A 25,411-nucleotide genomic window follows, 5' to 3' on the forward strand; every position below is an offset into this window, starting at 1 on the left:
CCTTTCATATAGATTAATATAGCGTTTAGAACCCAAAGTCATCCAAGTGAACATGTTCTTCTGGGATATTTGCATTTTTAATTAAAGTTCTAGTTGCATTTAACATTGCTGGGGGACCACAAACAAAGAATTCACCTGTTTGATAAAATTCTGCTGCCCCAATTTCTCTTAAGAATGAATCTGAAATAAAGCCAAATGGGTAACCTTCAACTTCTTCGTTAGAGAAGATAATATGGTAGCTAAAGTTTGGATTAACTTCTTTCATGGCATCCAATTCATCTAACATAAACATATCTTCTTTATATGAAAGTCCCCAAACTAAAATAATACGACGTTGAGATTTTTTCTCGATTTCATGTCTTAAAACACTCAAGTTAGGAGTTAAGCCAATACCACCAGCTAATAAAATGAATGGAACATCTTCTTCATTTGAATATTCAACTTTTTCTGGCAAGAAGTGACCATAAGGACCTTCTAATTTAGCTTTATCTCCGACCTTAATGTTTTGTAAAGCACCAGTCCAGTCACCAGCTTCTTTAATCATAAATTCAATAGAATTTTTGTAGCGAGAAGTAATGGCACTAGATGTAGAGAATGGATGTCCTTCTTTTGTAATGTTTGCATCACCAATGAAACGAATAAAGAAATAGTCACCAGCTGTATATCGTAAAATATGTTTAGAAACAGGTTCAAATTCAATTACCCAAAGTGAAGGCGTTCCACGATAAATGTTTGAAACTTTAAACTCTGGAGCAATAGCAACTTTTATTTTCCAATAAGCGTAGTAACCAAGTGTTGCAATGGTATAAATATTTAAAAGGGTCATAAAGATAACATTTTGTTGCAAGAATGGTAAGAAATACAGATGGAAATATACAGCAATAATTGAAACAATTGCTAAACGGTGTAACCAAAGGTTGATTTCACGATTTAGTTTTGTTTCTTTAAACTCACGTAATTTTTTGTTATTGCTAACAAAAATACCTGATAATGAAAAAATTCCTGTGAACATAACAATGATTAAAGCTACAACAGCAATAAATCCTGTTTGAGAAATGATTGACATGTTCATAACATTTCTGAAGCCGCCCCATTGAAGAAGCATATGGATTACGATTAAAATTGATAAAACAACTGACATAAGTGCATGGACTTCATACATTTCAGGCATACCAAAATTTTTTTCGATGAAACGTGGTCTTGATCCAATAAATGTAACAACCAACATCATCGTAAACGCTAATAGACCTGTAGAATATGAAATAAGAGCTTTCATAGTCATAGTATTAGTCTCTAGCAACATAGCACCTAATAATGTAACGAATAACAATAATGAAAGACTAGGGAACAGCCATTCATACATCTTTTTACTCATTATTTTCCTCCTTGTTATGTATTTTCAAGTCTTTTTTGAAAATCATCGACTAAAACATTCATGTATGTGAATCAGCATACAAAAATTATTTAAGAATTCTTGCAATGATTAAAAGACAAAAAATACAAATAATTTTTATTATGTTCATTTTACCACAAACTTTAATCTATGGTAACTTTTTGTTTGTAATTTAAGATGATTGTTGTCAAAAAAATGAAAATATCACTATTTTGAGAATAAATTTAATTAAACAAAAGCTTGTATAATAAGTAAAAGTAAAGATTTTATAACGATAATTAATAACTTTGTGAAATTAAAATTAACAAAATAATCAAAACATAATCTTGAAACCGCATAACTTAAAAATAAATAATCTCTAGAAAAAGTATATTATATTGCTATGCGTTTTCATAAACACATGATAAGATAGAAGGGTAGTAATATAGAGGAGAGTGAGAGAATGAAATATATGAATGTTGGCAGTGCAGATATCCAAGCATCACAAGTAGTTTTAGGATGTATGCGCATGAACGAGAAAACAGTTGATGAAAGTCAAACGATTCTTGAAACTGCATTTAATCATGGAATTAATTTCTTTGATCATGCAGACATATATGGTGGCGGGAAATCAGAAGAGCTTTTTGGACAAGCTTTAAAGAATAGCGATATCAAGCGTGATGAGATATTTATTCAATCAAAAGCGGGTATCCGCAAGGGAATGTTTGATTTTTCAAAAGAACATTTAATTAAAGTGGTTGATGGATCTTTAGAGAGACTTCAAACAGATTATTTAGATTTTCTATTATTGCATCGTCCGGATGCCTTGTATGAACCAGAAGAAATTGCTGAAACCTTTGATTTATTAAAAAGCCAAGGGAAAGTAAGATATTTTGGTGTAAGTAATCAAAATCCTTCCCAAATTGAGCTTTTGAAAAAATATCTTAATGTGCCAATTACAGCCAATCAATTGCAATTTGGTCCTGCTCATACAGGAATGGTTGATGCTGGTTTCAATGTTAATATGTTAAATGAAGCCGGTATTAATCGCGATGGTGGTATTTTAGACTACTGTCGTTTGCATAATATTACGATTCAGCCTTGGTCTCCATTCCAAGTTGATTTAGGACAGGGATTATTTATTAAACACCCTGACTATAAAGAATTAACACAGACATTAAATGAAATGGCTGATGAAAAAGGAGTAACATTAGAAGCCTTAACCATAGCTTGGATTAATCGTCATCCTGCTAAAATGCAACCGATTATTGGTACGATGAATCTTGAACGGATTGAAGCTATTGCTGAAGGTGCAGATTTGGAATTAAGCCGCGAAGAATGGTATAAAATCTATTTACGCTCAGGAAATACATTACCATAAACTAATAAAGACACAAACAATGCTAATCAGTATTGGTTTGTGTCTTTTATTTTTGATGTACACAAATTAGTTTTATGTATAAATTGGCTACTTAGCAAGAAAAATTAAATGATTCCTAACATTGTTGAAAAAAATTCGCTATAATAAGAAAAGATGCATTGACTTCAATAAATGTTCAAAGGAGATATCATGACTTTAAAATTAATTATGATTGATTTAGATGAAACACTTTTGCGTAAGGATAAATCTTATGATGTAGAGAAGTTTAATCAGATTTCTGCCGAATTACATCAAGCTGGACATGTAATGTGTATTGCAACAGGGAATTCATATCATAAAGTTGTTGATTATTTTGATGTCGAACACCATAGCGATATTTATTATGCAACAGATAATGGAAATTATTTAGTTTATGAAGGTAAAGTGAGTCGTGTTATTGGAATTAGTAGGTCTTTATTAAAGCAAATTGCTGATTTTATTGATGAGTTTGAAGGCTTTTACATTAATATCAGCTTAGGTAATCAAGCTTTTATGCGTAAAAAAGATGAAGCTGGTTTTAGTCGGATTCGCGCATATAATAATAAGTTGGAATTAATTAATTCTTTTGATGAAATTGATTCAGAAGCTTTAATTACAAAGATTGCTGTGATGAGCGATCATTCTTTAGAAAAAAATAAAGTCTTAGTACGGATTCTTAACGAACGTTTTGAAGAGATTAATGCTGTGACGAGTGGCGATGGTTGGGTAGATATTTATACAGCTGAAGGTGGTAAAGGATCGGCTGTTAAACATTTACAAGCAACATTAAATATTCATCCGGATGAATCAATGGCATTTGGAGACAGTTTAAATGACGAAAGTATGATGAAAGAAGTTAAATACAGCGTTGCGATGAAAAATGCTGACCATGATTTAGCAGACAGTTGTCGATTCCAAGTTGAATCGAACGAAGACCAAGCAGTTTTATCGACACTAGAACGTTATTTAAAAGAAGGTAATTTAGATTTTATGGAAGAATATCGTATTCACCATATTTAGTTTCTATGAGGAAGTGATCGAATGGCAAGAAAAGTAAATGGGAAGAATCGAGAAGAGGATGAATTTGTAAAAATTGATGCTTATCTTATTCCCACTCAACAAGCAGAAATGTACCGGGTTTTGCGTGAAGCAGTGGCAGAAGAAGTTTTTTCTTATTTAGAACAACACTATGCGAAAGTTCAGCGTTTAACTGAGGATGCGGATGAAGGAGAAGTTATTATTGCCATGGATGATAATAACCAACGTCAAGTTACCTATACTTTAAGTCCTTCTAATATTTCACAGGCGCAAAAAGCTCGTGATAAGGATCAGATTGAAAAATACATGGATACTTTTATTAATCATCAAAATAAATAACTTCATGAAGCATATTAATTGTGTTATCACTGTCATTTAGTTAACCTTAATATATAGAAAGTAGGAGGTTATGATTATGAAAGATGATAAAAGAGATCAATTTGAAGGTAAAGCAAAAGAAGTTGCTGGTAAATTAACGGGCGACAAAAAAACGGAAGCCGAAGGAAAAACACAAAATGAAGGCGGAAAATTAAAAGAAAGAATTAATGATGCCTCTGATAGCGTTAAAGGTGCAGTCGAAGGTGTAAAAGAATCCTTTGATAACGATGACGAAAAAAAAGATAGATAAAAAATTAACTCCCTGTTTTTAAGCAGGGAGTCTTTTTTATATATCTAGGAATTTAACGCCGTTATCTTTTAATTTTTTTATGGTAGCAGGTCCGATGCCTGAAATTGAGAGGACATGGTTTTCGGTGACCTTTTCAAAAGCTTCAAAGCTTGTTAATTGATATTCAACTAAAGCTTTTACTTGTTTTTGATTCAGCCCGCTATATAAAGGTTTTTCTAATTCGTCATTGGACGAGCGGATTTTATCTTTAGGAAAGGCAATGACATTATCACTGTTTGGCGCTGTCTCTGATGTCTTTTTATAATTGAATTTAGAACCAGATTTTATTTCACTATAAACTGCTTTTAAATAATTGTACAAATATTCTGAACTGGTGACAAGAGGTAAAATATTTGTAATAACAGTTGCTAAATAAACATATCCATCAAGAGAAAGAGCCGTTTCAAAACTTTGATCAGCTAATTCAATAAGTGTTTCTAAAGGCCAAAAATCATCTTTAAATAATTTTGAAACATGTTTGTTAATTGAGTTTAGCTGAAATAGTAATGATTTAGCTTTTTCTTCGTCTCGGTTTAAAACAGCAGAAAAGAGTAACGGAATAATCATACCTTCATCTTCAATTGCATTAGGGATTTCTTCGAATAATTCTAAAGCCGATTGATAATCATCCATTAAAGTGTAAGTTGTCATTAACTGATAGCGAACACCAGAACCATCATATTCATCCATTGAGGTGACATCTAAAAATATATCTAAGGCATGGTTATACATGCCATTTTCCAGGTACAGGCTACCTAAAAAATGTTGTAAACGAATAAATGGACGCTCTTCAAAATTAAACCAACCATCTCGCTCTTGCATGAAATACTTATCAAAAGCTTCATCATAAACTTCTTCAAGTCGGCTGATTTTCTCGACAACATTGGTATCCGGCTCTATGGATAATACATGAGCATCATAGTTTTCAGGCCATGCTTCAATGGCTTGTTTTAGTAATGATTGGCGTTTTTTTAGGTTTGTTGTTGACATTGCTTCATCTACTAACTCCATTGATTGCTGAGGATTACCATCGACATCGTCATAGATATCAAAAAATTCATCATCAAAAGCTAAATCAGAGAAGACATCTTTTAAAAATGCTTGAACCATTTCTTCTTCTGTTTTGTATAAATCGCTATTTTTCTTAACAAACTTGAGAAATTCTGCTTCCATATCAAATTTATCACTCATTATTTTGCCTCCTTACTGATACAATATATTGTTATTCTTCTTTAGATTTAATAATCACCAAATAAATAATTCATTCTATAATCTGGTAAGATAGATACATCTATTATAAACTAATTAAAATGAAAATGGGAGATAATACATGAATATCAAAAATTTATCTAAAAATGAAAAATTAAAGGGAGTGGTTGTTGACTTAACGTCCCAAGGTGAAGGAGTTGTCAAAATAGATAATTTTCCCTTTTTTGTTGAAGGAGCACTCGTTGGCGAAAGCATCGAATTTAAAGTGATAAAATTAGGGAAAAAATTTGCTTATGGTAAATTATTAAATATTGAAGTAAAAAGTCCACATCGAGTAGATATGAAAGACGATTTAGGCCGCCAAATTGGGACAATGACTTTGCAGCATTTAGCATATAGTGAGCAACTAAAATTTAAGCAAAAATTAGTGAAAGAGGCTTTTGAACGCATTGGAAAGTTTCGTGACTTAACAATTTTACCTACTATCGGGATGGAAGAGCCTTGGGCGTATCGCAATAAAGCTCAGATTCCTGTTCGCGAGAAAAATGGTCAATTAGAAACAGGCTTTTTTAGAAAAAATAGCCATGATTTAATTCCAATTGAGAACTTTTATATCCAGCATCCAATAATCGATCAAACAATCCTAATTGTTCGAGATATTTTAAGAAAATTTAAAATTAAAGCATATGATGAAGCCAATCAATCGGGTTTGGTTCGACATATTATTGTTAAAAGAGGTCATTATACCGGCGAAATCATGGTGATTTTAGTACTGAATAGAAAATCTTTGCCGCACCGTGACGAAATAATTCATATGATGGTGAAAAAAATTCCCAATTTAGTCAGCATTGTGGCAAATTACCAGTTAAAGAACAGCAACGTCATTATGGGGCGAGAAAGTGATATTTATTGGGGGAAAAATTATTACGAAGATGAGATGTTAGGGTTGAGATTTAAGATTTCAGCACAGTCTTTTTTCCAAGTCAACACCCCACAGGCGGAGAAATTGTATCAAACCGCCATCAACTATGCCGCTTTGACTGGAAGCGAGACCGTTTTAGATGCTTATTGTGGGATTGGAAGTATCAGCTTAGCCTTAGCAACAAAAGCAAAGTCTGTTTATGCGATGGAAATTGTGCCAGAGGCTATAGAAATGGCCAAAGAAAATGCTTCTTTAAATCAAATAAATAACGCTCATTTTGAAGTCGGAAAAGCAGAAGAGGTATTACCGAACTGGCAGGCAGAAGGAGTGCGTTTTGATGTAGCGGTCGTTGATCCACCACGCAAGGGTTTAGATGCTCAGTTTATAGAGACTTTGACGGATTTAGGACCTGACCGCATTGTTTATGTATCCTGTAATCCTGCTACTTGTGCAAGAGATTGCCGGATGATTGCGGATGCTGGTTATCAGTTAGTGGAAATCCAACCAGTGGATCTTTTCGGACAAACTGTTCATGTGGAGTGTGTTTGTTTACTTGAACGCCTATAAAATTGACTGAAAGGAGAGGTTAACAATAGACAATCAAGAAATCAATTTTGTCTATGAAACACTGTTTAAAGGCGATATTGATGAAGCTAAAGCGTATTTAAATAAATATCAGGATATTCATGTGATTGATAATGCTAATGTATTGATGTTGTGGGGTTATATTTATTTGGAAGAAAAGGATTTTGAAAAGGCGCTAAGCAGTCAAAAACGTTTGTTAGCAATAGCCGAGAGTAATGAAGAAAAGCATGTTGCACATCATCAAGTAGCGATGGTTTTGCGAGAGATGGGTAGATATGATGAGGCTTTGCAACACATTACTGAGGAAGAAAGATTAATTAATAAATATTATTCTGAAATTGTTTTAAAGCAAGCAGTGAATTTATATGAACAAGGTTATTTGAATTTGCTCCTTAATCATTTACCCTTGGCGGAAGATTTATTGGAAAAAAGTTTAGTTTATGCTGGAAAATCGGAGGATTTGATTGCTCAAGCATGCTCACATCGAGGCTTGGGCGAATTGTATGCAATTCAATTGAAGAATGAAAAAGCTTTGTCACATTTTAAGGCATCACAAGCTTTGTTTGTAGAGGCAGATGATTCAGTAGGATCTGCTGAAATTGTGGCCAAAATTGAACGATTGGAACAATTAGAGAAAAATTAAATCCATTGAGAGGTGGATTAGAAATCAAGTTAGGCTTTACTTACATGTACACCAATGATTTAGCTAAGGCGAAACATTTTTATGAGGCATTGCTAGGACTCCAACTTATTTGGGATATAGAAGATAGTCTTGCATTCCAAATCGAAGACCATCAACTAAGTATTCAATTAGATACAGCTTTGGAAGCATCAAGTCCCGAATTTTCTCTGCAACCAGGTTGGGAAGGTGGTACAGAGCCTAGAACATCTTGGTCAATTTCTTATGACAGTGACGAATTTAGTCATGTTATAAAAAGACTTCAAGAAGCTAGCGTGACAAGTTTTAACCCTGCGCCACAATGGGAAGGATATTGGTCTTTTCCGGTGTTAGATCCCATGATGCAGACAATTGAGATTACAGCAATGGATAAGGCTGCTTGGGTGGACTAATATAGATACAAAAACTAATTAAGATAGGCTATTTTCTGTTGATATGTACAAAACAGATGTTAAAACCGACACATGATTATTGTATCAAATTAACTACTTTAAATCATTTTTACAAAGACAATTATCAGGAGTAAATATAATGGGAAAAATTATTGAAATTAAAAATCTGTCGAAGAATTTTGGAAAGGTTATGGCTCTACAAGATATAAGTTTTGATGTTAAGCGCGATGAAGTTGTTGGTTTTATTGGACCCAATGGCGCAGGTAAGTCAACTACCATCCGTATATTATTAGGTATTATCAAAAAAGATGCGGGAGTAGCAGAGATATTTAATCGGGATGTTTGGAAGGAAAGTTTTGAAATTCATCAACGTTTGTCCTATGTGCCGGGAGATGTGGCTTTGTGGGATAAACTGACGAGTGGCGAGATTATTGATTTGTTATGAATTTACATGGATCTGGGAATCAGACGAAACGAGTTGATTGCGTGATTTGTATTGGACAAACATTGTTCTAGCATTTCTTGTGGCCGTTCTGGGGCTATTGTTCAGGGTTGGAGGATTAGCTGGTGCAGCCTTAAGCGTGATGCAATCGCAACAAATAAGCTTCAGTAATTTCTTGTTAATTGGATTAAATTTATTTTCAACAATTCTATTTTTCATTGGTTTAGCAGGTTTTGTAGTCGGCTGGATACCGCGATTGGTTGGAAGGGACTTTGTTTAATGGCAATCAGAGTTAAGCTGAAAATTAATGATCCCCAAGAATTTCGTGCGATCTTGGATGATTTGTATGAAACGAAGTCTAAAGTTGAAATCGCACAATGGTCACTTGATTTAGCTCAACATATATTGGAGCTTGTTGACTATAATTGGCGCACTTCTGATGTGATTCAAGATGGTTTTACGGTTAATGAACTTTGGCAAAAAGAGAAGGCTCGTATGCACGATGTCCGTCAAACAGCTTTTAAAATTCATCGATTAGCAAAAGAAGTTCGGATGCGGTAACTATGGCTGCTCTCCGTGTGGCTGGCCAAGCCGTCGCTTTAGACCACATGAAAGAACGTGCTATGGCCGCATCTGACTATGCGATTAAAGTCATTAATTTAATGTATCCAAATGATATGGATGCAGTCATCCAAGAATGCCACTGGCAAATCCAAAGATAAGAAATCTTAGTCGTTAAAATAAATATCATAATCGTAAGTAGCTATGCTAAGATGAAGCAAAGCTGCTTACGATTTTTTGTGTGCTTGAGTTCTGGAAGCGGGAAGTGTCCCTCGTTTTTTTGACGAGTGCCCAAAGTGTCCCTCGTTTTTCTGACGAGTACCCAAAGTGTCCCTCGTTTTTTCAACGAGTACCCAAAGTGTCCCTCGTTTTTTCGACGAGTACCCAAAGTGTCCCTCGTTTTTTCGACGAGTACCCAAAGTGTCCCTCGTTTTCTCGACGAGTACCCAAAGTGTCCCTCGTTTTCTCGACGAGTGCCCAAAGTGTTCCTCGTTTTTCGACGAGTACCTAAAGTGTTCCTCGTTTTTTTGACGAGTACCCAAAGTGTCCCTCGTTTTCTCAACGAGTACCAAAAGTGTCCCTCGTTATTTGAACGAGTGCCCAAAGTGTCCCTCGTTTTTCTGACGAGTGCCCAAAGTGTCCCTCGTTTTTCTGACGAGTACCCAAAGTGTCCCTTGTTTTTTGAACGAGTACCCAAAGTGTTCCTCGTTTTTTCGACGAGTACCCAAAGTGTTCTTCGTTTTTTCAACGAGTTTAAAACATTCGCCTAGTTCCTTCAATTAGTCAGTCCCCATTTCAAAAAAACAATTACTTCATACTCAACTCACGATTGCTATTGACCTTTAGCAGCAGTCATTATATTATGTCTATGATTAAATAATAATGAGAAAAAATAAAATGTTTTAATCGTATTAAAATTTTTAGTCTGGAATAATACAAAATCAGCTGATAATATTCAGCAGTGATATTTATTTTAAGGAAAGAGGTTGGGGTTTTTATGGAGAATGTTTCAATTGGGCTGTTGGGCTTTGGGACGGTTGGAAGTGGTGTGGTTCATATTATTAATGCGCATCAGGATCGGTTGGAGCATCAGTTGGGGTGTCAGGTGTCGATTCGTAAAATTTTGGTTCAAGATCCAACGAAGCCACGGAAAGTTGATTTGAAGGATGCTGTGTTGACGCAGGATGTGAATGATATTATTGATGATCCGACTATTGATGTTGTGATTGAAGTGATGGGAAGTGTTGAGGATACGAAAGATTATGTGAGTCGTGCGTTGCGGAATAAAAAGCATATTGTGACGGCAAATAAGGATATGATGGCTTTATATGGAAATGAATTATTGCAGCTGGCACAAGAGAATGAAGTGGATTTTTATTATGAGGCGAGTGTTGCAGGAGGAATTCCGATTATTAGGAGTTTGGTAGAGGGGTTGGCGCCAGATCGCTTAACGAATCTAATGGGGATTTTGAATGGGACGACCAATTATATTTTGACGAAAATGTCACAAGAAGGTCGGGATTATGCGGATGTCTTAAAGGAAGCACAAAGTTTAGGCTTTGCTGAGGCGGATCCGACATCTGATGTTGAAGGCTTAGATGCGGCTCGTAAATTGAAAATATTAGCCTCTCTTGGATTTTCAATGGATATTGATTTAGCGGATGTTAGTGTGGCTGGGATTTCAAATGTGACGCAAAATGATTTGGAATTTTGCCATCAATTAGGTTATAGCATGAAGTTGATTGCTCTAGCAAACCGTGATAATGGCAAAGTGGAAGTGAGTGTTGAGCCGACGCTTATCCCGCATGAACATCCTTTGGCGGCCGTCAATAATGAATTTAATGCGGTATATGTCAACGGGGAAGCTATTGGAGAATTAATGTTTTACGGCCCTGGAGCAGGGATGCTGCCGACAGCGACAGCAGTAGTGTCGGATTTAATGACGGTGATTAAAAATATGCGCTTAAATGTGACCGGCAACAGCATGACGCCGCCACAATATGAAAAGAATTTAAAGACAGACGATGAAGTAGCGGCTAAATATTTTGTACGCTTATTAGCAGTAGATATTCCAGGAACATTTGCTGAAGTTACAACCTTATTTGGAAAAAATGACATCAGCTTGGAAAAAGTTTTACAACTTCCCGTCGCTAATGAAGCGCATGCTGAAATTGTTGTCACCACTTATAAAACAAGAAAAAGTAACTTCAATAAAGTATTACAAGCACTAGAGAATTCAATTGCTGTTAAAAATATTAAAAGTTACTATCGGATTGAAGGAGAATAATAATGAACGGATGGCAAGGATTAATTAAAGAATACAAAGACTTTTTACTAGTTACAGAAAATACCCCTTTTTTATCTTTAATGGAAGGCAACACCCCTTTAATTCCTCTTGAAAAAATATCTCAGCCACTCGGCATTAAACTTTATGTGAAATATGAAGGAGCGAATCCGACAGGATCATTTAAAGATCGTGGTATGGTAATGGCAGTTGCGAAAGCAAAAGAAGCAGGAAGCTCGGCCATTATGTGTGCATCCACTGGTAATACCTCTGCCGCAGCTGCAGCCTATGCCGCACGAGCCAACCTACGTTGTATTGTTCTAATTCCAAATGGCAAGATTGCAATGGGAAAACTAGCCCAGGCCATGATGTATGGAGCTGAAATTTATGCCATTGACGGTAATTTCGACCGTGCACTCGAGATGGTAAGAAATTTAAGTGACATCGCACCGATTACCTTAGTCAATTCAGTGAACCCCTATCGAATTGAAGGACAAAAAACGGCCGCTTTTGAAATCTGCGACCAATTAGGTCAAGCTCCCGATGTCCTTGCTATTCCGGTAGGGAATGCTGGCAATATAACCGCTTATTGGAAAGGTTTCAAAGAGTATCATGACTTAAAAGCCACAGGCTTAGCTGAAATGCACGGCTTTGAGGCCGAAGGTGCAGCTGCCATCGTCCAAAATCAAGTGATAGAAAACCCTGAAACCATTGCTACCGCCATTCGCATCGGAAACCCTGCCAGCTGGGAGTTGGCTGTAAAGGCTGCTCAGGAATCTGGAGGGAATATCGATTCAGTCACGGATGAAGAAATCCTTTCTGCCTATCAACTACTAGCCAAGCAAGAAGGCATATTTGCAGAGCCCGCTTCATGCGCCTCAATTGCCGGGGTTCTTAAGTCTGTTGCTAACGGAAAAATTAAGCAAGGAGCCACTGTTGTTGCTGTCTTGACCGGAAATGGCTTGAAAGATCCCGAAACCGCCATCCACACCGCAAGTTTCGAACCGAAAGTTTTGCCCGCCGACCAAGACATCGTCTTCGAACACATTTTAGGAAAAAAACCATGACCCCTAAAATCTTTTCAATAAATATCCCTGCCTCAACTGCAAATCTTGGACCTGGATTTGATTCAATTGGCTTAGCCTTGAATCGCTATTTACGTTTAGAGGTAGAAGTAACAGGAGACGAAGCGATATTTATTCCAAAGACAGAAAGTTTAGCAGGGATTGCGACGGGAGCAGATAATTTGATTTATCAGGTGGCAGAATCTGTTGCCAAGCAATTTAATCTGAGCTTACCTGGTTTTCGAATTAACATGTCTAGTGATATTCCACTTTCACGGGGCTTAGGAAGTAGCGCTTCTGCGATTGTGGGTGGGGTGGAATTGGCGAATCAATTGTTAGCTTTGAATTTATCTAGAAAGAAGAAGGCAAGAATAGCGAGTATTTTCGAAGGGCATCCTGATAATGCCGCGGCTTCTGTTTATGGTGGGCTGGTCATTGGCCTCCATGATGAAACACAAACGGAAATCATTCATACCAATCAAGTAGACGTTGAATTGGTTGCGCTGATACCAAGTTATCAACTGAAGACAGTTGAAGCTCGGTCATTGTTGCCCAATGTTTTAGTCTACCGCGATGCCGTAAAAGTCAGTGCCATTTCCAATGTTCTGGTTGCGGCATTGCTGACCAATCAATGGGAATTAGCAGGCAAATTGATGCGTCAGGACCTCTTTCACCAACCCTACCGCATGAAAATTGTTCCTGAACTCGCTAAAAGTATTGAACATTTAGCTCAACTGGATGCTTATGGCTGTGCCTTAAGCGGTGCTGGCCCAACGATTCTATTTTTTGTGCCCATTGGAAAGGCTGAGTCGGTAAAAAAAGACTTAAGTTATTATTTTGCAGACTATCAAATCGATGTTTTGCATGTAGACACCACTGGCGTCCAAGTTGAAATGAAAACCTTTTGAATAAATATCGGTGATAATGCAGCGCTCGGATGAAAAGGAGGTTTCATCCGAGCGGTTTGTCTGCGCTCGTTTGAAAAGGTGGTTTCATCCAATCGGTTTGTCTGCGCTCGTTTGAAAGAGTGGTTTCATCCGAGCGGCTGGTTCGCGCTCGTTTGAAAAGTGGATTTCATCCGAGCGGTTTGTTCGCGCTCGTTTGAAAAGGTGGTTTCATCCGAGCGGCTGGTTCGCGCTCGTTTGAAAAGGTGGTTTCATCCGAGCGGTTTGCTCGCGCTCGTTTGAAAGAGTGATTTCATCCGATCGGTTTGTCTGCGGTCGGATGAAAAGTGGATTTCATCCGAGCGGCTGGTTCGCGCTCGTTTGAAAGAGTGATTCCATCCGAGCGCGCTGGAAATTTCAGTGATATACGATAGAAAACTAAGACTTAAAGCAGTGATATTTATTAGAGTGGGGGTTAGGGTTTGGATTTATTTGAAACGATGTAAAAGGGTTTGGATCGGATGTCGATTTTAGGGTTTATTGGTGTGGAGTTGGTGTCGGTTAAGGAAGGCGAAGTGGTGTTGGCGGTTGAAAACAAGCCGGAAATCCAGCAGCATATTGGATATGTTCACGGTGGGGTGTTAGCAACGTTGGCTGACACTTGTTCGGGGATGGCTGCGATGACGGTGTTGGAAAAAAGGCAAACTGTGGTGACTTCGGAATTCAAAATTCATTATTTGCGACCTGCTACCAGCGCAACTATTCATGCGATAGGCTCGATTCTTAAAAAAGGGAGTCGACAAATCATTGTAGAGGCTGAAATACTAGATCCATCAACAAGCACTCTCATTGGAAAGTTTATAGGAACGATGGTACCGATGGCTGCGAATTAGAATAAAACAGCCAGTATTGCAACAAACAAAAAGCCGCTAGAAACACTATCAAGTGCTTATAGCGGCTCTCCTCATTTACTTCAAATATTCCAAATATTCGGCTTGTTCAAATTTTTCTGTATTGGCAACTGCTACGTAAATATCATCTTTTTCAATGATGTATTGGGCAGGAAATGTGGTGTTCAGTACTTCGTGGCGGTTTTTGCGAATTCCGATAATGTTGATATCATAACGTTTGCGTAAGTCCAATGAAGTCAGAGGCTTGCCAATCCAATGTTCCGGGGCTCTAAATTCCACCAATGAGGTGACGTCATCCAAATTAATAATGTCTTCAATCGTATTATGGATTAGACGTTGTGCCATATTCAAACCGGCTTCTTTTTCAGGTTGAACTAAAATATTCACACCCAAGGCTGAAATAACTTTACTATTCGTTTTGTTTTTAACTTTACAAATAATCGTATCAATGCCTAACTCCTTGGCATTAATCACGCCAAGCACCGAAGCTTCTAAGCTCGTTCCGGTACTAATTACAATGGCATCACATTGGCCAAAACCGAGTTCACGCATATAATCCAAATCAGTGAAATCACCGACACTCCCAACGGCTAAATAACCTTCTAACCGATCCACGTTTTTTTGATCCAAATCACAGGCGATGACATCCACGCCATTTAAAGAGAGTTCTTTTGCGAGTGTTGAACCAAAAATTCCTAATCCTAAAATTCCGACTAAATTATTTTTTCTCATAAATAAATCTCTTCCTATCCTATGATAATATTGGTTGTTGTATATTGAATGTCTGGGCTTTGTTTTTTCTTATTCGGCAATAGCGAAACAAACATCGTCATTGGACCAATTCGTCCGACAAACATGAGTAGCATTAAAATGACCTGGCTCGCTATCGATAAACTAGCCGTTAAGTTAGCTGTTACACCAACAGTCGCAAAAGCTGAAATGGATTCAAATAAAACATATAAATAATCGACATGTGTATCAAACAAGAGAATGAGTCCTGAACCAAAGATTAAAATGGTGATATACATTAAGAAAATGACAAAAGCTTTACGAACAATGGCCATTGGAATGGTATGGTGCGCAAAGTTGATATGCGATTTTTGACGGATTTCAGCTACGGCTAACATTATAACTAAAGCAAAGGTGGTTGTTTTTAAACCTCCGGCAGTACCACCAGGACTTCCTCCAATAAGCATCGTTACGATAAAAATTAAATTTGAAAGTGGATGTGCTAGAGTATAGTCAATTGAAGCAAAACCAGCCGTACGCATGGTCACCGTTTGGAACATAGCAGTCATTATTTTATTGCCAACGCTCATTTGACCAATTGTACCTTGATTACTCCATTCGACCAATAAAAATAAAACTGTACCTATGAAAATTATTCCCACCGTCATCAGCAAGGCTAACTTAGTATGTGGACGCAACCTTCTTAAAGCGGTTTTCACACTAATTTTTGCCTGTTTGAAATCAATCGATTTAATTTGATCCATGACATCAAACCAAACACTAAAGCCAATTCCTCCCAGAATAATCAGTGCCATAATCGTAAAATTAATCAGCGGCACATCTTGGTAAGGAATCATGGAAATATTACCTAGAGGATCAAAACCTGCATTACAAAAGGCTGAGACGGCCATGAAAATACTAGTAAATATCCCCTTCGCAAACCCTTGTTGTGGAATGAAGAAAGTCGCAAATAGTAAAGCACCAACGCCTTCAATGACAAAGGTATATTTAAAAATATTTCCCAGCCAATCTCTGATATTATCAAGCGAAGCATTATTTAGGGCATCACTAACTGCCATCTGATTTTTAAAACGCACATTTTGTCCAATTCTAAAATAGAGAACAGAGATAAAAGACATCAGTCCTAAACCGCCAATTTGAATCAAACACATCATAATAAATTGACCGAATATATTGTAAGTATCAAAAATCGATTCAATAAATAATCCTGTCACACAAACGGCTGAAACAGAAATAAATAAATGGTCAAAATAAGTTGCATCGGATGTTGCGGTTTGACTAATGGGTAAGCTTAATAAAATCGAACCTGTAAAAATGACGATTAAAAAACTTATCGCAATCTTTTGGGCGTTGCTCAAGTTTGAGACATTTGGTTTAAATATGGCTAAAGCGAATTTGTTGAGTAGTTTAATGTTAATTCACTCCTATGACTTTAAATCTGATAATAACTATATTATAGTTACTTTACTTTATTAATAAAGGGAAAATAGGTGGAAACTTATGAAAGTAATCGATATGTTAATGGATGGCGATATAGTGATACAACAATTAACCTCAAGTCATTTATTAGACCAAAAATTTAATCATAATAATAAAGGTCTCATAGCGGATTACTTAGCCATCTATGACGAAAAAAAATTTGGGGCAGTGATATTTATTCAGATAAATGGGTTTCGAGTACGTTTGTCTTGCTAGAATTAAAATATATGGAAATTGAAAGCTTGCATCCGGTATATCAAGAAGCTACCCAAACTGTATTGAATGAGCTTTGGCGAAAGGGCACGTCCGAAAAATCCGGCCGACATTTGGATTTTTGTATTGCGTCGATGATCTTATCTTTAGCCACATACGGAAAGCTTCAAAGCGAAAAAATATCTGAGATATTCGACTATGTTTTAGCCCATCAATTAAATGATGGTGGCTGGAATTGCCAATGGGATGCGCGTTACACCGACGTTCTTCAGTTAGTTCGGTTCATACGACTTTGCTTATTTTAGAAAGTTTAGCAGACTATGAAAAAAATGGCTATCACTACCGTTTGAAGGATATCCAAAAAGCTGTTAAGCTAGGGCAGGAATATTTGTTGCAGAGATATTTATTTAAATCGTTACGAACGGGTGAGGTCATTCGCGAAGATTTTAAAAGGTTTCAATACCCATCCCGCTGGAAATATGACTGCATCCGTGCTTTAGAATACTTCGCGGTGGACGGTTTTGCATGCGAGTCACTTATGGAGCCGGCCTTGACCTTAGTTCGTAAACGTATAAAAAAGGTTATATCGGCAAAGGGTCTAGCTAAGTTGGCAAAACGTTCTTAGAAGTTGAATCGTCAAAAATGGGGCGATTTAATACTTACAGAGCGTTTTTGATATTAAAAGTGTATAATCCTGCAAGCTACCAAGACTGTTTACAAGACAAAGCTGTCAATTATATTTAATTAGGAGGTCATTTTATGTCACATCAAGCAGTATCAGCAAAAGCCCAAGAACTATTGGAACAATTAGGTCCTGAAACGTTACGTGGTGAACTTAGAAAAATCGCCAAAGAAATTAAAATGGATCACGCATTAGCAATGGAATTATGGTCAAGTCACGAATATACGCCTCGCTTATTGACATTATTAATTATGGATAAAAAACAGTTGTCGGCTGACGATGTTGATCGGATTATTCTAGACATGGAAGACCATGACTACGATCAACGCATTTCTTTAATGGATTGGTTTTATGCAAATCAATTAACGAAGCTCAAGAAATTACAAAATTTAATCGATGGTTGGCAACACAGTAAGATTCCACTCCAACGCCGTACGTTTTGGTATTACCAGGCTCGTCAACGTTGGACAGGGCAGATACCACCGGACAATACTGAGGCATTGCTTGATGCAATTGAAGCCGATATTGTTGATGAAAAACCGGAAGTTCAGTTCACCATGAATTTAACCGCTGGTTGGGTTGGTGTTTACGATGAACAATACCGTGACCGTTGTATCGCGATTGGTGAAAAGACTGGTTTGTATAAAGGCGAAATGGTTTCTAAAAGTTGTACGCCAAGTTATTTACCTGAATTTGTTGCCATCGAAGTCGAAAAACGTCAGTAGACAATGGACAATCATAGTCCTTTTTTCTGAAAAAAACAACTAATAAATGAAAAAAATATTGATTAAATATAAATGTTGGTACTTCAAAAATCCGTACTTAACACTATAATGTAAAAGTACAGATTTTTTTCGTTTTAAATAATATTGAATAGATCGTAGTGTGAGAAGCAAGTTATGAAAGATGATCATTTTGTTAATCCAAGTTTTGCATTCTAAGTGGCACATAAGCCAGTTGAATGTTCTAGATAGCGCCTTAAGTGGCCAATATGACAACGGAATGTGCCACATCCGGCACTAAGTGGAATCGTGCAGCTTCCCCCCTGAAAACTTCACCCCCAACCACACCAAAAACGGGAAGTAAGCATCATCGCTCACTTCCCGTTTAAATTAAATCATTTACTGTTCGGTTGGACTGCTAATCGAACCTGCCATCCGAATGGCTTGCATAGCGTCTTGATGTGTCACTGTATAGACCACATTGTCTTCATGCCACACAACAGAATTCGTTTCATAGGTGCTATTTTCATCTGGCATGGATAAAGTGATTTGCCCGACTTGAGTTGGGGCAGGCAAGTATATTTCTTCCAGATACTCTACCACTTCCACCGCTAAGGCAACGGGATCTTCTTCCTCAATATTTGAAGCTTTCACTACTAAACTCCAATTACCTTCTTGCCAATTCAAATAGGTTGAACCAGCAGCACCTTGCATAAAGCCCGTAATACCATAACCTAAATCGACTTCTTGACCTTGTAAATCCAGAATTTGTTCCACAGCTTCGACTGCTTCTCCCTCAGTTTCATAAGTCGTTTTTCCAAAAGCTGCAATCGGCGTTAATTCATTTAAGGCTGTTGTATTCAATTCAATGGGCTCATCTTCTGCATAATACAAAATATTGAAGTTCTCTTGATCTTCTTGACCTGTCGTCGCCGCCGTAAAATACAATTTATCGTCTTCATGCAACACATAAGTCGGCAAAGTATCATCTGGATAACTCTCACTCAGCGCATCAACAATCTTTTGAGCTTGATCTTTCGGGGAAAGATCCTGAGCTTCAACAACTGTTTCAGGATACACCTCCAAATAAATACCTCCGGTAGTTAACCCTGGGATGAATGCTGTTGTACTTAAAATTAGCATCCATTTTTTCATTGAGTTTTTCATTTGTATACGCCTCCGGTATACATTCATTGTACTCCTTATCCGAATATAGAACGAATAATTTGACTCAAAAAGGAAAATTATGATAATGACTCAATATACTCTTTTAATACAACTAAATGACTTTTGTGGATTACTTTTGTTGCAGTGAGTAAAGTTGTTATATCTTTTCTTTTTGCAATCTCTTCACAATCTTTTTTTGTATTTTCCAATTCTTTTAGAAACTCTTTTTTTTAATTCCTAAAAAATCTATTTCTTCGCTGTGATATTTTTTTCCAAGGTCATTAGAAGGGGTTATACTTTTGTTCGACTCGTCAATATGGGCCTTCTCCTTACTGACTCCACGTGGCCACAAACGATCCGCCAAAATCCGATAACCATCAGATTCCTCAACATCTTCATAAATTCTTTTTAACTTAATCAAATAATCACCTTAATTTCTTGTTTATATCCATAAATTTATCTCGGTCTAACGCTTTGTTCAAATTTAATAGAGCTTGGATATCCTTACGTGATTCGCTCTTATTAGCAAATAATATCCCTTGCGCAATATCATCATGATCCAAATATGCCAGCGCAAATTTACCACTCTTGACATCCCCACGTACCACAATATCTGCCCAATCACGGGTATAACCTAAATATTCAAAAGTTTCATCGTATTGGTCTGTCCAGAAATAGGGCATCAAACTAAAGGCATGGCTTTTATTTTCAACAATATTTTTGGCAACCGACCGCCCTTGATGATAGGCATTTTCCCAATGCTCAATATGAATCATCTGTCCACGATAAGGCCAAATGGCGACATCCCCCGCTGCATAGATATGCGGTAAGGCAGCTTCTCCAAATTCATTAACAATAATCCCACGGTCAACGTTTAATCCTTCTATCTCAATGGACACATTCGGGACTACCCCAATCCCAACAATAACCATTTCACTAGGAACAACCTCTCCTTGATTCGTTTCAACAGCATTCACTCGATTGTCAGCATCCACCAAAAATTTCTGAGCAACTTGTCCCAAGACAAATTCAACCCCACGGGCTTGATGCATGTTAACAAAATAATTCGAGGCGTCGTTACCTAAAGTTTTCGCCAAAGGATGAGGGGACGAACTAATCACGGTTACTTCGATTCCCATCGAGTTAAGGGAGGCAGCTAGCTCCAAGCCGATAAAGCCTCCACCAACAATCGCCACCTGCTTAACTTTTTTTATCCATTTTTTAATCGCTAAAGCATCTTCAAAATTCCTTAAATAAAATATCCCTTTTGCATCTGCATTTTCAATATTTAATTTCCTTAATTGTGAACCCGTTGCTAAAACCAAATCTTCATAATAAATATCTCTGCCATCAGCAGTTTGGATATATTTATTAGTGGGGTTAATAAAGGTGACTGTTGTGCTTAAAAGGGGCGTAATCTTTTGTTTATCAAAATAAGTTTGATCTTGAAAGTAGGGCGGATTTAGTTGATCGCGATCGACTAACCAATTTTTGGACAACTCCTTGCGATCGTAAGGCAGAAAAGATTCTTGATCAATTAAAGCAATGGTTCCCGGATAATTACTAGCTCGCAACTGTTTAGCCACATTATAGCCAGCAATCGAAGCACCAACAATGACTGTATCGAATTTCATAAGCGTGACCACCTTTCAGTAAAATATCTGATTCATTTTGCTTGTAATTGGCGTAAGCAAACTGGTCTTTTTGTTTAATTAATGAGTCATATTTTTTCAGTTCAGTTTTGTTAAGAATATAGTTGATTTAATACAACTGTTAAGTTTATAATAAAAATTTAATGTAAGCGATAGAATAATTATAGTGAAGGGGATGAGATAAAACAAGTTAACTATTTTGTGATTTTGATACTTTTGTTGTTTAGTTTGGATCATTTTTGTAATTTTAGGTTTAAAGCCAGATGATTTGAGAAACGGGGCAGGAAAGACGATGTTAATGAAGTCAATTTGTGGTTTAATGCAATTGACTTCAGGAACGATTCGAGTGGGTGATATTGTTCTAGATGAGAATTCAGAACATATTCCGGAAGGTATCGGGATCATTATTGAAAATCCTGGCTTTTTACCTCAATTTAGTGGGTGGAAAAATTAAAAGTTTTTATCTGGAATTTAGAATAAAATTACAGATGAGGTAATCCAAGGAGCTCTTGATATTGTTGCTTTAAGTCATGCGAAGAATATCAAAGTATCGAATTATTCTATTTGCATTCATTGTTGTTTCCACACTTAACTATTACAATGTTATTTCAATTAACACCGGTATTATTGGTGTTGCTACAGTCTTAATGTATAAACTTCCTAATAAAATTAACCAACACATCATTTATAATTAATTGCTATTTAGCAAGGGTATGGCTATCTTATAGGTAGCTTAGAAGACATCACTTGAATGAGTGGTGTTTTTAATTGTTTATAATCTTATAAATTCTTGGCTGTTATTTATGTTAAAACATTTATATGTTACCGCTAACATATTTAACGAAAGCGGTTGCATTAAGATCTATTTAAGTTATAATATAAGTGAAAATGGTTTTAAAAAAAATATTGAGGAGGAATTGTATGTCACAGTGGATGAAAAAGTTAGCTAAAGTCGCTTTAACCGCCAGTTTATTCGCAACAATTGGAGGAGCAACAGCACAGGCGGCTTCAGATGACCCAAATGCTTTTACACTCTATTCCAATAAGAGTGAAACACAAGAGGCTTTAACAAATTATGCAGCTGCTTGGGGAGAAGCAAATGGAGTAGACATTAATGTTAAAGTTTGTTCTGGGGCATGTTCGTTAGGCGATCAATTAAAGGCAGACTTTACAGCTGGAGAAGGTCCAGATGTATTTGTTATTGAAGGGCAAAGTGGCTATGATTTATGGGCAGATATGTTACAACCTATTTCTGGTGATTGGGTAGACCAAACAGAATTTGAATTTATTCAAAACGATGAAGTTTATGGCTTCCCAGTATCTGTTGAAGGATATGGCTTGGCATATAATGCAGATTTATTAGCAGAAGCAGGTATTGATCCTGAATCGTTAAATTCATTTGAGGCTTTAGAAGCAGCTTTTGCTGATTTAGATGCTCGTAAAGATGAATTAGGTTTAATTTCAGTTGTTGCTAATGCAACTATGGAAGGCGAAACTTGGATTATGGGTAACCATGACTTTAATGCATACTTAGGAAACTTATTACCAAATGGTGACCGTACGGTAACGGAACAAGTAGTTGCTGGTGAAACAGATGCCGATCGTATGGCAGGTTATGCAGATTGGGTAGAATTATTATTTAAATATACTGACCCTCAAATGTTAACGGTTGGAACGCAAGATGATATGGATATCGCTTTTGCATCTGGTCAAACAGCTTTCTTACACCAAGGTAACTGGAAAGATCCTAACTTAGCGCAATTAGAAGCAAACTTTGCGATGGGCTTCATCCCTTATCAAACATCTCATGAAGAAAATTCAGAAGGATTATTTATTGGAGCACCTTCATACTATGTAGTTAACAAAGACACAGCTGCTTTAGATTCCATTAATAAATTCTTTGAAGATATGGTTTCAACGCCTGAAGGACAAGATTTCATGGTCAACCAAGCCAATATGATTTCAGCTTTCTCAACAACAGAAGAAACACCTTCAGCACCATTATCAGCCTTTTTAGCTGAATGGATTTCTGCTGAAAAACCTGTCTATTCATTTGACAATACGTACTTTATGCCAGATGGCTTTGGTATGAATAACTTAGGTCCAATTTACGGACAATTCGCGCAAGGAAATATCGATAAAGCTCAATTTATTGAATTAATGACAGCTGAAATTGCTAAAGTTCCTGAGTTGTTAGGTAACTAGTAGACACAGTCTATGAAAAGCAGCGAACGGGGAGACCTAGTTCTGCTGCTTTTTATTTATTAGAAAGGGTGAGCTTTATGGCAACAGATCAACCTAAAAAGTTTAATCGAACACGCAATGAATCGCGTAATTTTTTCATTCTAGTAGCACCAGCGGTATTTATTTTTCTATTAGTTATTGCAATTCCGTTTGTTTTAGGAGTCTATTATTCCTTTACTGATTGGGGTGGGGTGACACAAGCTGAGACAAATTTTGTTGGTTTTAAAAATTATATTCAGAGTTTTAAGGATACCCGCTTTCAATATTCATTAATGATTACTTTTATTTTTGCCATTATCAATGTGATTGTGATTAACTTTATATCTTTTGGCTTAGCCATGCTGGTTTCCAGCAATATTAAGGGACGTAATATTTATCGGGCAGGATTTTTTATACCTAACTTAATTGGTGGATTGGTTTTAGGTTATATTTGGCAATTTATTTATAATCAAGTTTTCCCGGCTTTTGGTGAAGTGATTGGCAGTGAGTGGTTGATGAGAAACTTATTTCTTGGCAAACCTAATTTAGCCATGTCAGCCTTAGTCATCACAAACTCTTGGCAATATGCCGGATATATCATGATGATTTATTTTGCTGGTCTACAAGCCGTACCTGACTCCTTATATGAATCTGCGTCACTTGATGGCGCCAATTGGTTCGCTAAATTGCGTCATATCACTATACCGATGGTCATGCCAGCCTTTACTGTTTCTCTTTTCCTCACAATAAATAACTCATTCAAAATCTTTGATGTCAACGTTTCCTTAACAGGTGGGGGACCTTCTATTATGTGGGAAGGCCAGGCAATTAAAGGAACGGAATTTATTACGATGAATATTTATAATACAGCCTCGGTTGAAAATCAATTAGCAAGAGGACAAGCAAGAGCAGTCATACTATTTGTTATCCTAGTGATTATTAGTCTTACCCAAACAACCATTACTAAACGTCGGGAGGTCGAAATGTAATGAAAGCACGCAAACGAGGTTTAGTTGTTTTAGAAATTGTTGCTATCATACTTTTTATCGTCGTTGTCAGTCCTTTTATTTTAATTATCATCAACTCTGCGAAATCTTCACGCGATATTTTATTAAATCCACTTTCTCTACCACAAGATTGGGGGATATTTATTGAGAATGTGGTTTCGATTTGGAATAACCCATCGATTAATTATGCGGAAAGTTTTGTTTCTTCGGTGATTATTACGGTTGTCTCGTTGCTTATTATTACTTTGATTTCGTCTTTAGCCGCTTGGGGACTAGTTCGTCGGAAAACGCGGTTATCAAATGCGATCTTTTTAATGTTTGTTGCTTCAATGGTTATTCCTTTCCAAGTGGTCATGTATCCTTTGATTTCTTGGTTTAGGATTATTCAAGAAAATGTTACAAAGCCGCTCTTTGGTTTTAATTTGCTCCGTTCATATTGGGGTGTCTTTCTAGCTTATGCTGGTTTTGGTATGGGGATGTCTGTTTTTATGTTCCATGGTTTTATTAAAGGGGTACCTGTAGAAATTGAAGAAGCTGCTGAAATTGATGGTGCCAATAAGTTCCAGACCTTTGTTTATGTCGTCTTGCCGTTATTGAAGCCGATTACGGTTACGATTCTTATCTTAAATGGGATTTGGATTTGGAATGACTACTTGCTACCATTGTTGTTATTGGGTGTGGGGAATGATATTCAAACTTTGCCCATTGCAGTGGCTAACTTTGCGGGATCCTATACCCGTCAATGGGATATGATTCTGACCTCATCTTTGATGGTTATTGCACCTGTGATTATCATCTTCCTATTTGCCCAAAAGCAAATCATGAAAGGAATGGTCGAAGGGGCTATCAAGTAGGAATTAGAAATTGCTCCTTTGCTTGAACGAAAATAAATTCATAAATTTGAAACTCCGAGCTTTTAAATAATAGTGGAACCGTCTTTTGCCTCTCTATGAGAGGCAAAAGACTCGGCCGACTACTCGAACGCTAAGCGCAAAAGGTCTAAGCGTTCGATGTGTGTCTGTCCGTTCTTTACACTATCATTTAAAAGTTCGGAGTTTCTTTGTTTTTTTAGTTGAAGAGGAATAGATATTAATTTGTAGAAAGATA

25 protein-coding genes and 2 pseudogenes are annotated in these 25,411 nt (G+C 36.8%); 20 read left to right on the forward strand and 7 right to left on the reverse strand.

Annotated features, from left to right (window positions below):
* Nucleotides 1-25: 25 nt before the first annotated feature.
* Nucleotides 26-1,375, reverse strand: coding sequence for a ferredoxin reductase family protein (locus tag ACTQ54_RS01780; protein WP_441754134.1), 1,350 nt, complete (start codon nucleotides 1,373-1,375; stop codon nucleotides 26-28).
* Nucleotides 1,376-1,835: 460 nt separating this feature from the next.
* Here ACTQ54_RS01780 and ACTQ54_RS01785 point away from each other — a divergent pair, with 460 nt between their 5' ends.
* From ACTQ54_RS01785 to ACTQ54_RS01800, 4 genes are all read left to right on the forward strand, one after another.
* Complete coding sequence (locus ACTQ54_RS01785) at nucleotides 1,836-2,753, forward strand: aldo/keto reductase (RefSeq protein ID WP_441754136.1); 918 nt, start codon at nucleotides 1,836-1,838, stop codon at nucleotides 2,751-2,753.
* Nucleotides 2,754-2,942: 189 nt separating this feature from the next.
* On the forward strand, nucleotides 2,943-3,791 hold the full coding sequence (locus tag ACTQ54_RS01790; RefSeq protein ID WP_441754137.1) for an HAD-IIB family hydrolase: 849 nt from the start codon (nucleotides 2,943-2,945) through the stop codon (nucleotides 3,789-3,791).
* A gap of 21 nt (nucleotides 3,792-3,812) precedes the next feature.
* Nucleotides 3,813-4,148, forward strand: coding sequence for a hypothetical protein (locus ACTQ54_RS01795; protein ID WP_441754139.1), 336 nt, complete (start codon nucleotides 3,813-3,815; stop codon nucleotides 4,146-4,148).
* 76 nt (nucleotides 4,149-4,224) lie between these two features.
* Nucleotides 4,225-4,437: a CsbD family protein gene (locus ACTQ54_RS01800; protein WP_441754141.1), complete on the forward strand. Its 213-nt coding sequence runs from the start codon at nucleotides 4,225-4,227 to the stop codon at nucleotides 4,435-4,437.
* Nucleotides 4,438-4,473: 36 nt separating this feature from the next.
* Here ACTQ54_RS01800 and ACTQ54_RS01805 read toward each other — a convergent pair whose 3' ends face one another.
* Nucleotides 4,474-5,667 (reverse strand): tetratricopeptide repeat protein, encoded by a 1,194-nt coding sequence (locus ACTQ54_RS01805; protein WP_441754143.1) that lies wholly within the window; start codon nucleotides 5,665-5,667, stop codon nucleotides 4,474-4,476.
* A gap of 139 nt (nucleotides 5,668-5,806) precedes the next feature.
* On the opposite strand from ACTQ54_RS01805, the gene rlmD reads away from it, so the two are divergent.
* The 9 genes and pseudogenes from rlmD to ACTQ54_RS01850 all read left to right on the forward strand — a co-directional run bounded on the left by rlmD (nucleotide 5,807) and on the right by ACTQ54_RS01850 (nucleotide 14,391).
* A complete protein-coding gene (gene rlmD, locus ACTQ54_RS01810) occupies nucleotides 5,807-7,174 on the forward strand; it encodes a 23S rRNA (uracil(1939)-C(5))-methyltransferase RlmD (protein WP_441754145.1) in 1,368 nt (455 codons plus the stop codon).
* Between the two features lie 121 nt (nucleotides 7,175-7,295).
* Entirely contained in the window at nucleotides 7,296-7,835 is a 540-nt protein-coding gene (locus tag ACTQ54_RS01815) for a tetratricopeptide repeat protein (RefSeq protein WP_441754147.1), read from the forward strand.
* 5 nt (nucleotides 7,836-7,840) lie between these two features.
* Nucleotides 7,841-8,263 carry a VOC family protein gene (locus ACTQ54_RS01820; protein ID WP_441754149.1) on the forward strand — a complete coding sequence of 141 codons (423 nt, stop codon included), beginning with the start codon at nucleotides 7,841-7,843 and terminating at the stop codon, nucleotides 8,261-8,263.
* A gap of 139 nt (nucleotides 8,264-8,402) precedes the next feature.
* A pseudogene (locus ACTQ54_RS01825) lies at nucleotides 8,403-8,740 on the forward strand (ATP-binding cassette domain-containing protein); the annotation flags it as partial.
* Nucleotides 8,741-8,984: 244 nt separating this feature from the next.
* Nucleotides 8,985-9,427, forward strand: a pseudogene (locus tag ACTQ54_RS01830) (putative immunity protein).
* 836 nt (nucleotides 9,428-10,263) lie between these two features.
* Complete coding sequence (locus ACTQ54_RS01835; protein WP_441754151.1) at nucleotides 10,264-11,553, forward strand: homoserine dehydrogenase; 1,290 nt, start codon at nucleotides 10,264-10,266, stop codon at nucleotides 11,551-11,553.
* A gap of 2 nt (nucleotides 11,554-11,555) precedes the next feature.
* A complete protein-coding gene (gene thrC, locus ACTQ54_RS01840; protein ID WP_441754152.1) occupies nucleotides 11,556-12,617 on the forward strand; it encodes a threonine synthase in 1,062 nt (353 codons plus the stop codon).
* The gene (gene thrB / locus ACTQ54_RS01845) at nucleotides 12,614-13,522 is read left to right on the forward strand and encodes a homoserine kinase (protein ID WP_441754154.1); all 909 of its coding nucleotides are present in this window, start codon (nucleotides 12,614-12,616) and stop codon (nucleotides 13,520-13,522) included. Before thrC ends, thrB begins: the two co-directional genes overlap by 4 nt.
* Nucleotides 13,523-14,019: 497 nt before the next feature.
* The gene (locus ACTQ54_RS01850; RefSeq protein WP_441754156.1) at nucleotides 14,020-14,391 is read left to right on the forward strand and encodes a PaaI family thioesterase; all 372 of its coding nucleotides are present in this window, start codon (nucleotides 14,020-14,022) and stop codon (nucleotides 14,389-14,391) included.
* A gap of 75 nt (nucleotides 14,392-14,466) precedes the next feature.
* On the opposite strand, the gene ACTQ54_RS01855 is transcribed toward ACTQ54_RS01850, so the two are convergent.
* Nucleotides 14,467-15,141 carry a potassium channel family protein gene (locus tag ACTQ54_RS01855; protein WP_313794347.1) on the reverse strand — a complete coding sequence of 225 codons (675 nt, stop codon included), beginning with the start codon at nucleotides 15,139-15,141 and terminating at the stop codon, nucleotides 14,467-14,469.
* A gap of 14 nt (nucleotides 15,142-15,155) precedes the next feature.
* Complete coding sequence (locus tag ACTQ54_RS01860; RefSeq protein ID WP_441754159.1) at nucleotides 15,156-16,517, reverse strand: TrkH family potassium uptake protein; 1,362 nt, start codon at nucleotides 16,515-16,517, stop codon at nucleotides 15,156-15,158.
* Nucleotides 16,518-16,659: 142 nt separating this feature from the next.
* Here ACTQ54_RS01860 and ACTQ54_RS01865 point away from each other — a divergent pair, with 142 nt between their 5' ends.
* The 3 genes from ACTQ54_RS01865 (at nucleotide 16,660) to ACTQ54_RS01875 (ending at nucleotide 18,258) form a co-directional block, all read left to right on the forward strand.
* The gene (locus ACTQ54_RS01865) at nucleotides 16,660-16,854 is read left to right on the forward strand and encodes a hypothetical protein (protein WP_441754161.1); all 195 of its coding nucleotides are present in this window, start codon (nucleotides 16,660-16,662) and stop codon (nucleotides 16,852-16,854) included.
* A 238-nt stretch (nucleotides 16,855-17,092) separates the two neighbouring features.
* Nucleotides 17,093-17,476 carry a hypothetical protein gene (locus tag ACTQ54_RS01870; RefSeq protein WP_441754163.1) on the forward strand — a complete coding sequence of 128 codons (384 nt, stop codon included), beginning with the start codon at nucleotides 17,093-17,095 and terminating at the stop codon, nucleotides 17,474-17,476.
* 134 nt (nucleotides 17,477-17,610) lie between these two features.
* Nucleotides 17,611-18,258: a DNA alkylation repair protein gene (locus ACTQ54_RS01875; protein ID WP_441754165.1), complete on the forward strand. Its 648-nt coding sequence runs from the start codon at nucleotides 17,611-17,613 to the stop codon at nucleotides 18,256-18,258.
* Between the two features lie 396 nt (nucleotides 18,259-18,654).
* Here the strand turns inward: ACTQ54_RS01875 and ACTQ54_RS01880 are convergent, their stop codons facing one another.
* From ACTQ54_RS01880 to ACTQ54_RS01890, 3 genes are all read right to left on the reverse strand, one after another.
* The gene (locus tag ACTQ54_RS01880) at nucleotides 18,655-19,422 is read right to left on the reverse strand and encodes a hypothetical protein (RefSeq protein WP_441754167.1); all 768 of its coding nucleotides are present in this window, start codon (nucleotides 19,420-19,422) and stop codon (nucleotides 18,655-18,657) included.
* A gap of 214 nt (nucleotides 19,423-19,636) precedes the next feature.
* Nucleotides 19,637-19,843, reverse strand: a complete 207-nt coding sequence (locus tag ACTQ54_RS01885; RefSeq protein ID WP_441754169.1) for a DUF488 domain-containing protein — start codon at nucleotides 19,841-19,843, stop codon at nucleotides 19,637-19,639.
* Nucleotides 19,844-19,847: 4 nt separating this feature from the next.
* Nucleotides 19,848-21,056 carry an NAD(P)/FAD-dependent oxidoreductase gene (locus tag ACTQ54_RS01890; RefSeq protein ID WP_441754171.1) on the reverse strand — a complete coding sequence of 403 codons (1,209 nt, stop codon included), beginning with the start codon at nucleotides 21,054-21,056 and terminating at the stop codon, nucleotides 19,848-19,850.
* 286 nt (nucleotides 21,057-21,342) lie between these two features.
* On the opposite strand from ACTQ54_RS01890, the gene ACTQ54_RS01895 reads away from it, so the two are divergent.
* The 4 genes from ACTQ54_RS01895 to ACTQ54_RS01910 all read left to right on the forward strand — a co-directional run bounded on the left by ACTQ54_RS01895 (nucleotide 21,343) and on the right by ACTQ54_RS01910 (nucleotide 25,158).
* On the forward strand, nucleotides 21,343-21,528 hold the full coding sequence (locus ACTQ54_RS01895; RefSeq protein ID WP_441754172.1) for an ATP-binding cassette domain-containing protein: 186 nt from the start codon (nucleotides 21,343-21,345) through the stop codon (nucleotides 21,526-21,528).
* Nucleotides 21,529-21,995: 467 nt separating this feature from the next.
* The gene (locus tag ACTQ54_RS01900; RefSeq protein ID WP_441754174.1) at nucleotides 21,996-23,279 is read left to right on the forward strand and encodes an ABC transporter substrate-binding protein; all 1,284 of its coding nucleotides are present in this window, start codon (nucleotides 21,996-21,998) and stop codon (nucleotides 23,277-23,279) included.
* Between the two features lie 77 nt (nucleotides 23,280-23,356).
* Nucleotides 23,357-24,286 (forward strand): carbohydrate ABC transporter permease, encoded by a 930-nt coding sequence (locus ACTQ54_RS01905; RefSeq protein WP_441754176.1) that lies wholly within the window; start codon nucleotides 23,357-23,359, stop codon nucleotides 24,284-24,286.
* The gene (locus ACTQ54_RS01910; RefSeq protein WP_313794338.1) at nucleotides 24,286-25,158 is read left to right on the forward strand and encodes a carbohydrate ABC transporter permease; all 873 of its coding nucleotides are present in this window, start codon (nucleotides 24,286-24,288) and stop codon (nucleotides 25,156-25,158) included. Before ACTQ54_RS01905 ends, ACTQ54_RS01910 begins: the two co-directional genes overlap by 1 nt.
* Nucleotides 25,159-25,411: the final 253 nt, after the last annotated feature.

The organism is Fundicoccus sp. Sow4_H7, assembly GCF_052115865.1.
In the GTDB taxonomy this organism is placed as follows: Bacteria; Bacillota; Bacilli; order Lactobacillales; family Aerococcaceae; genus Fundicoccus_A.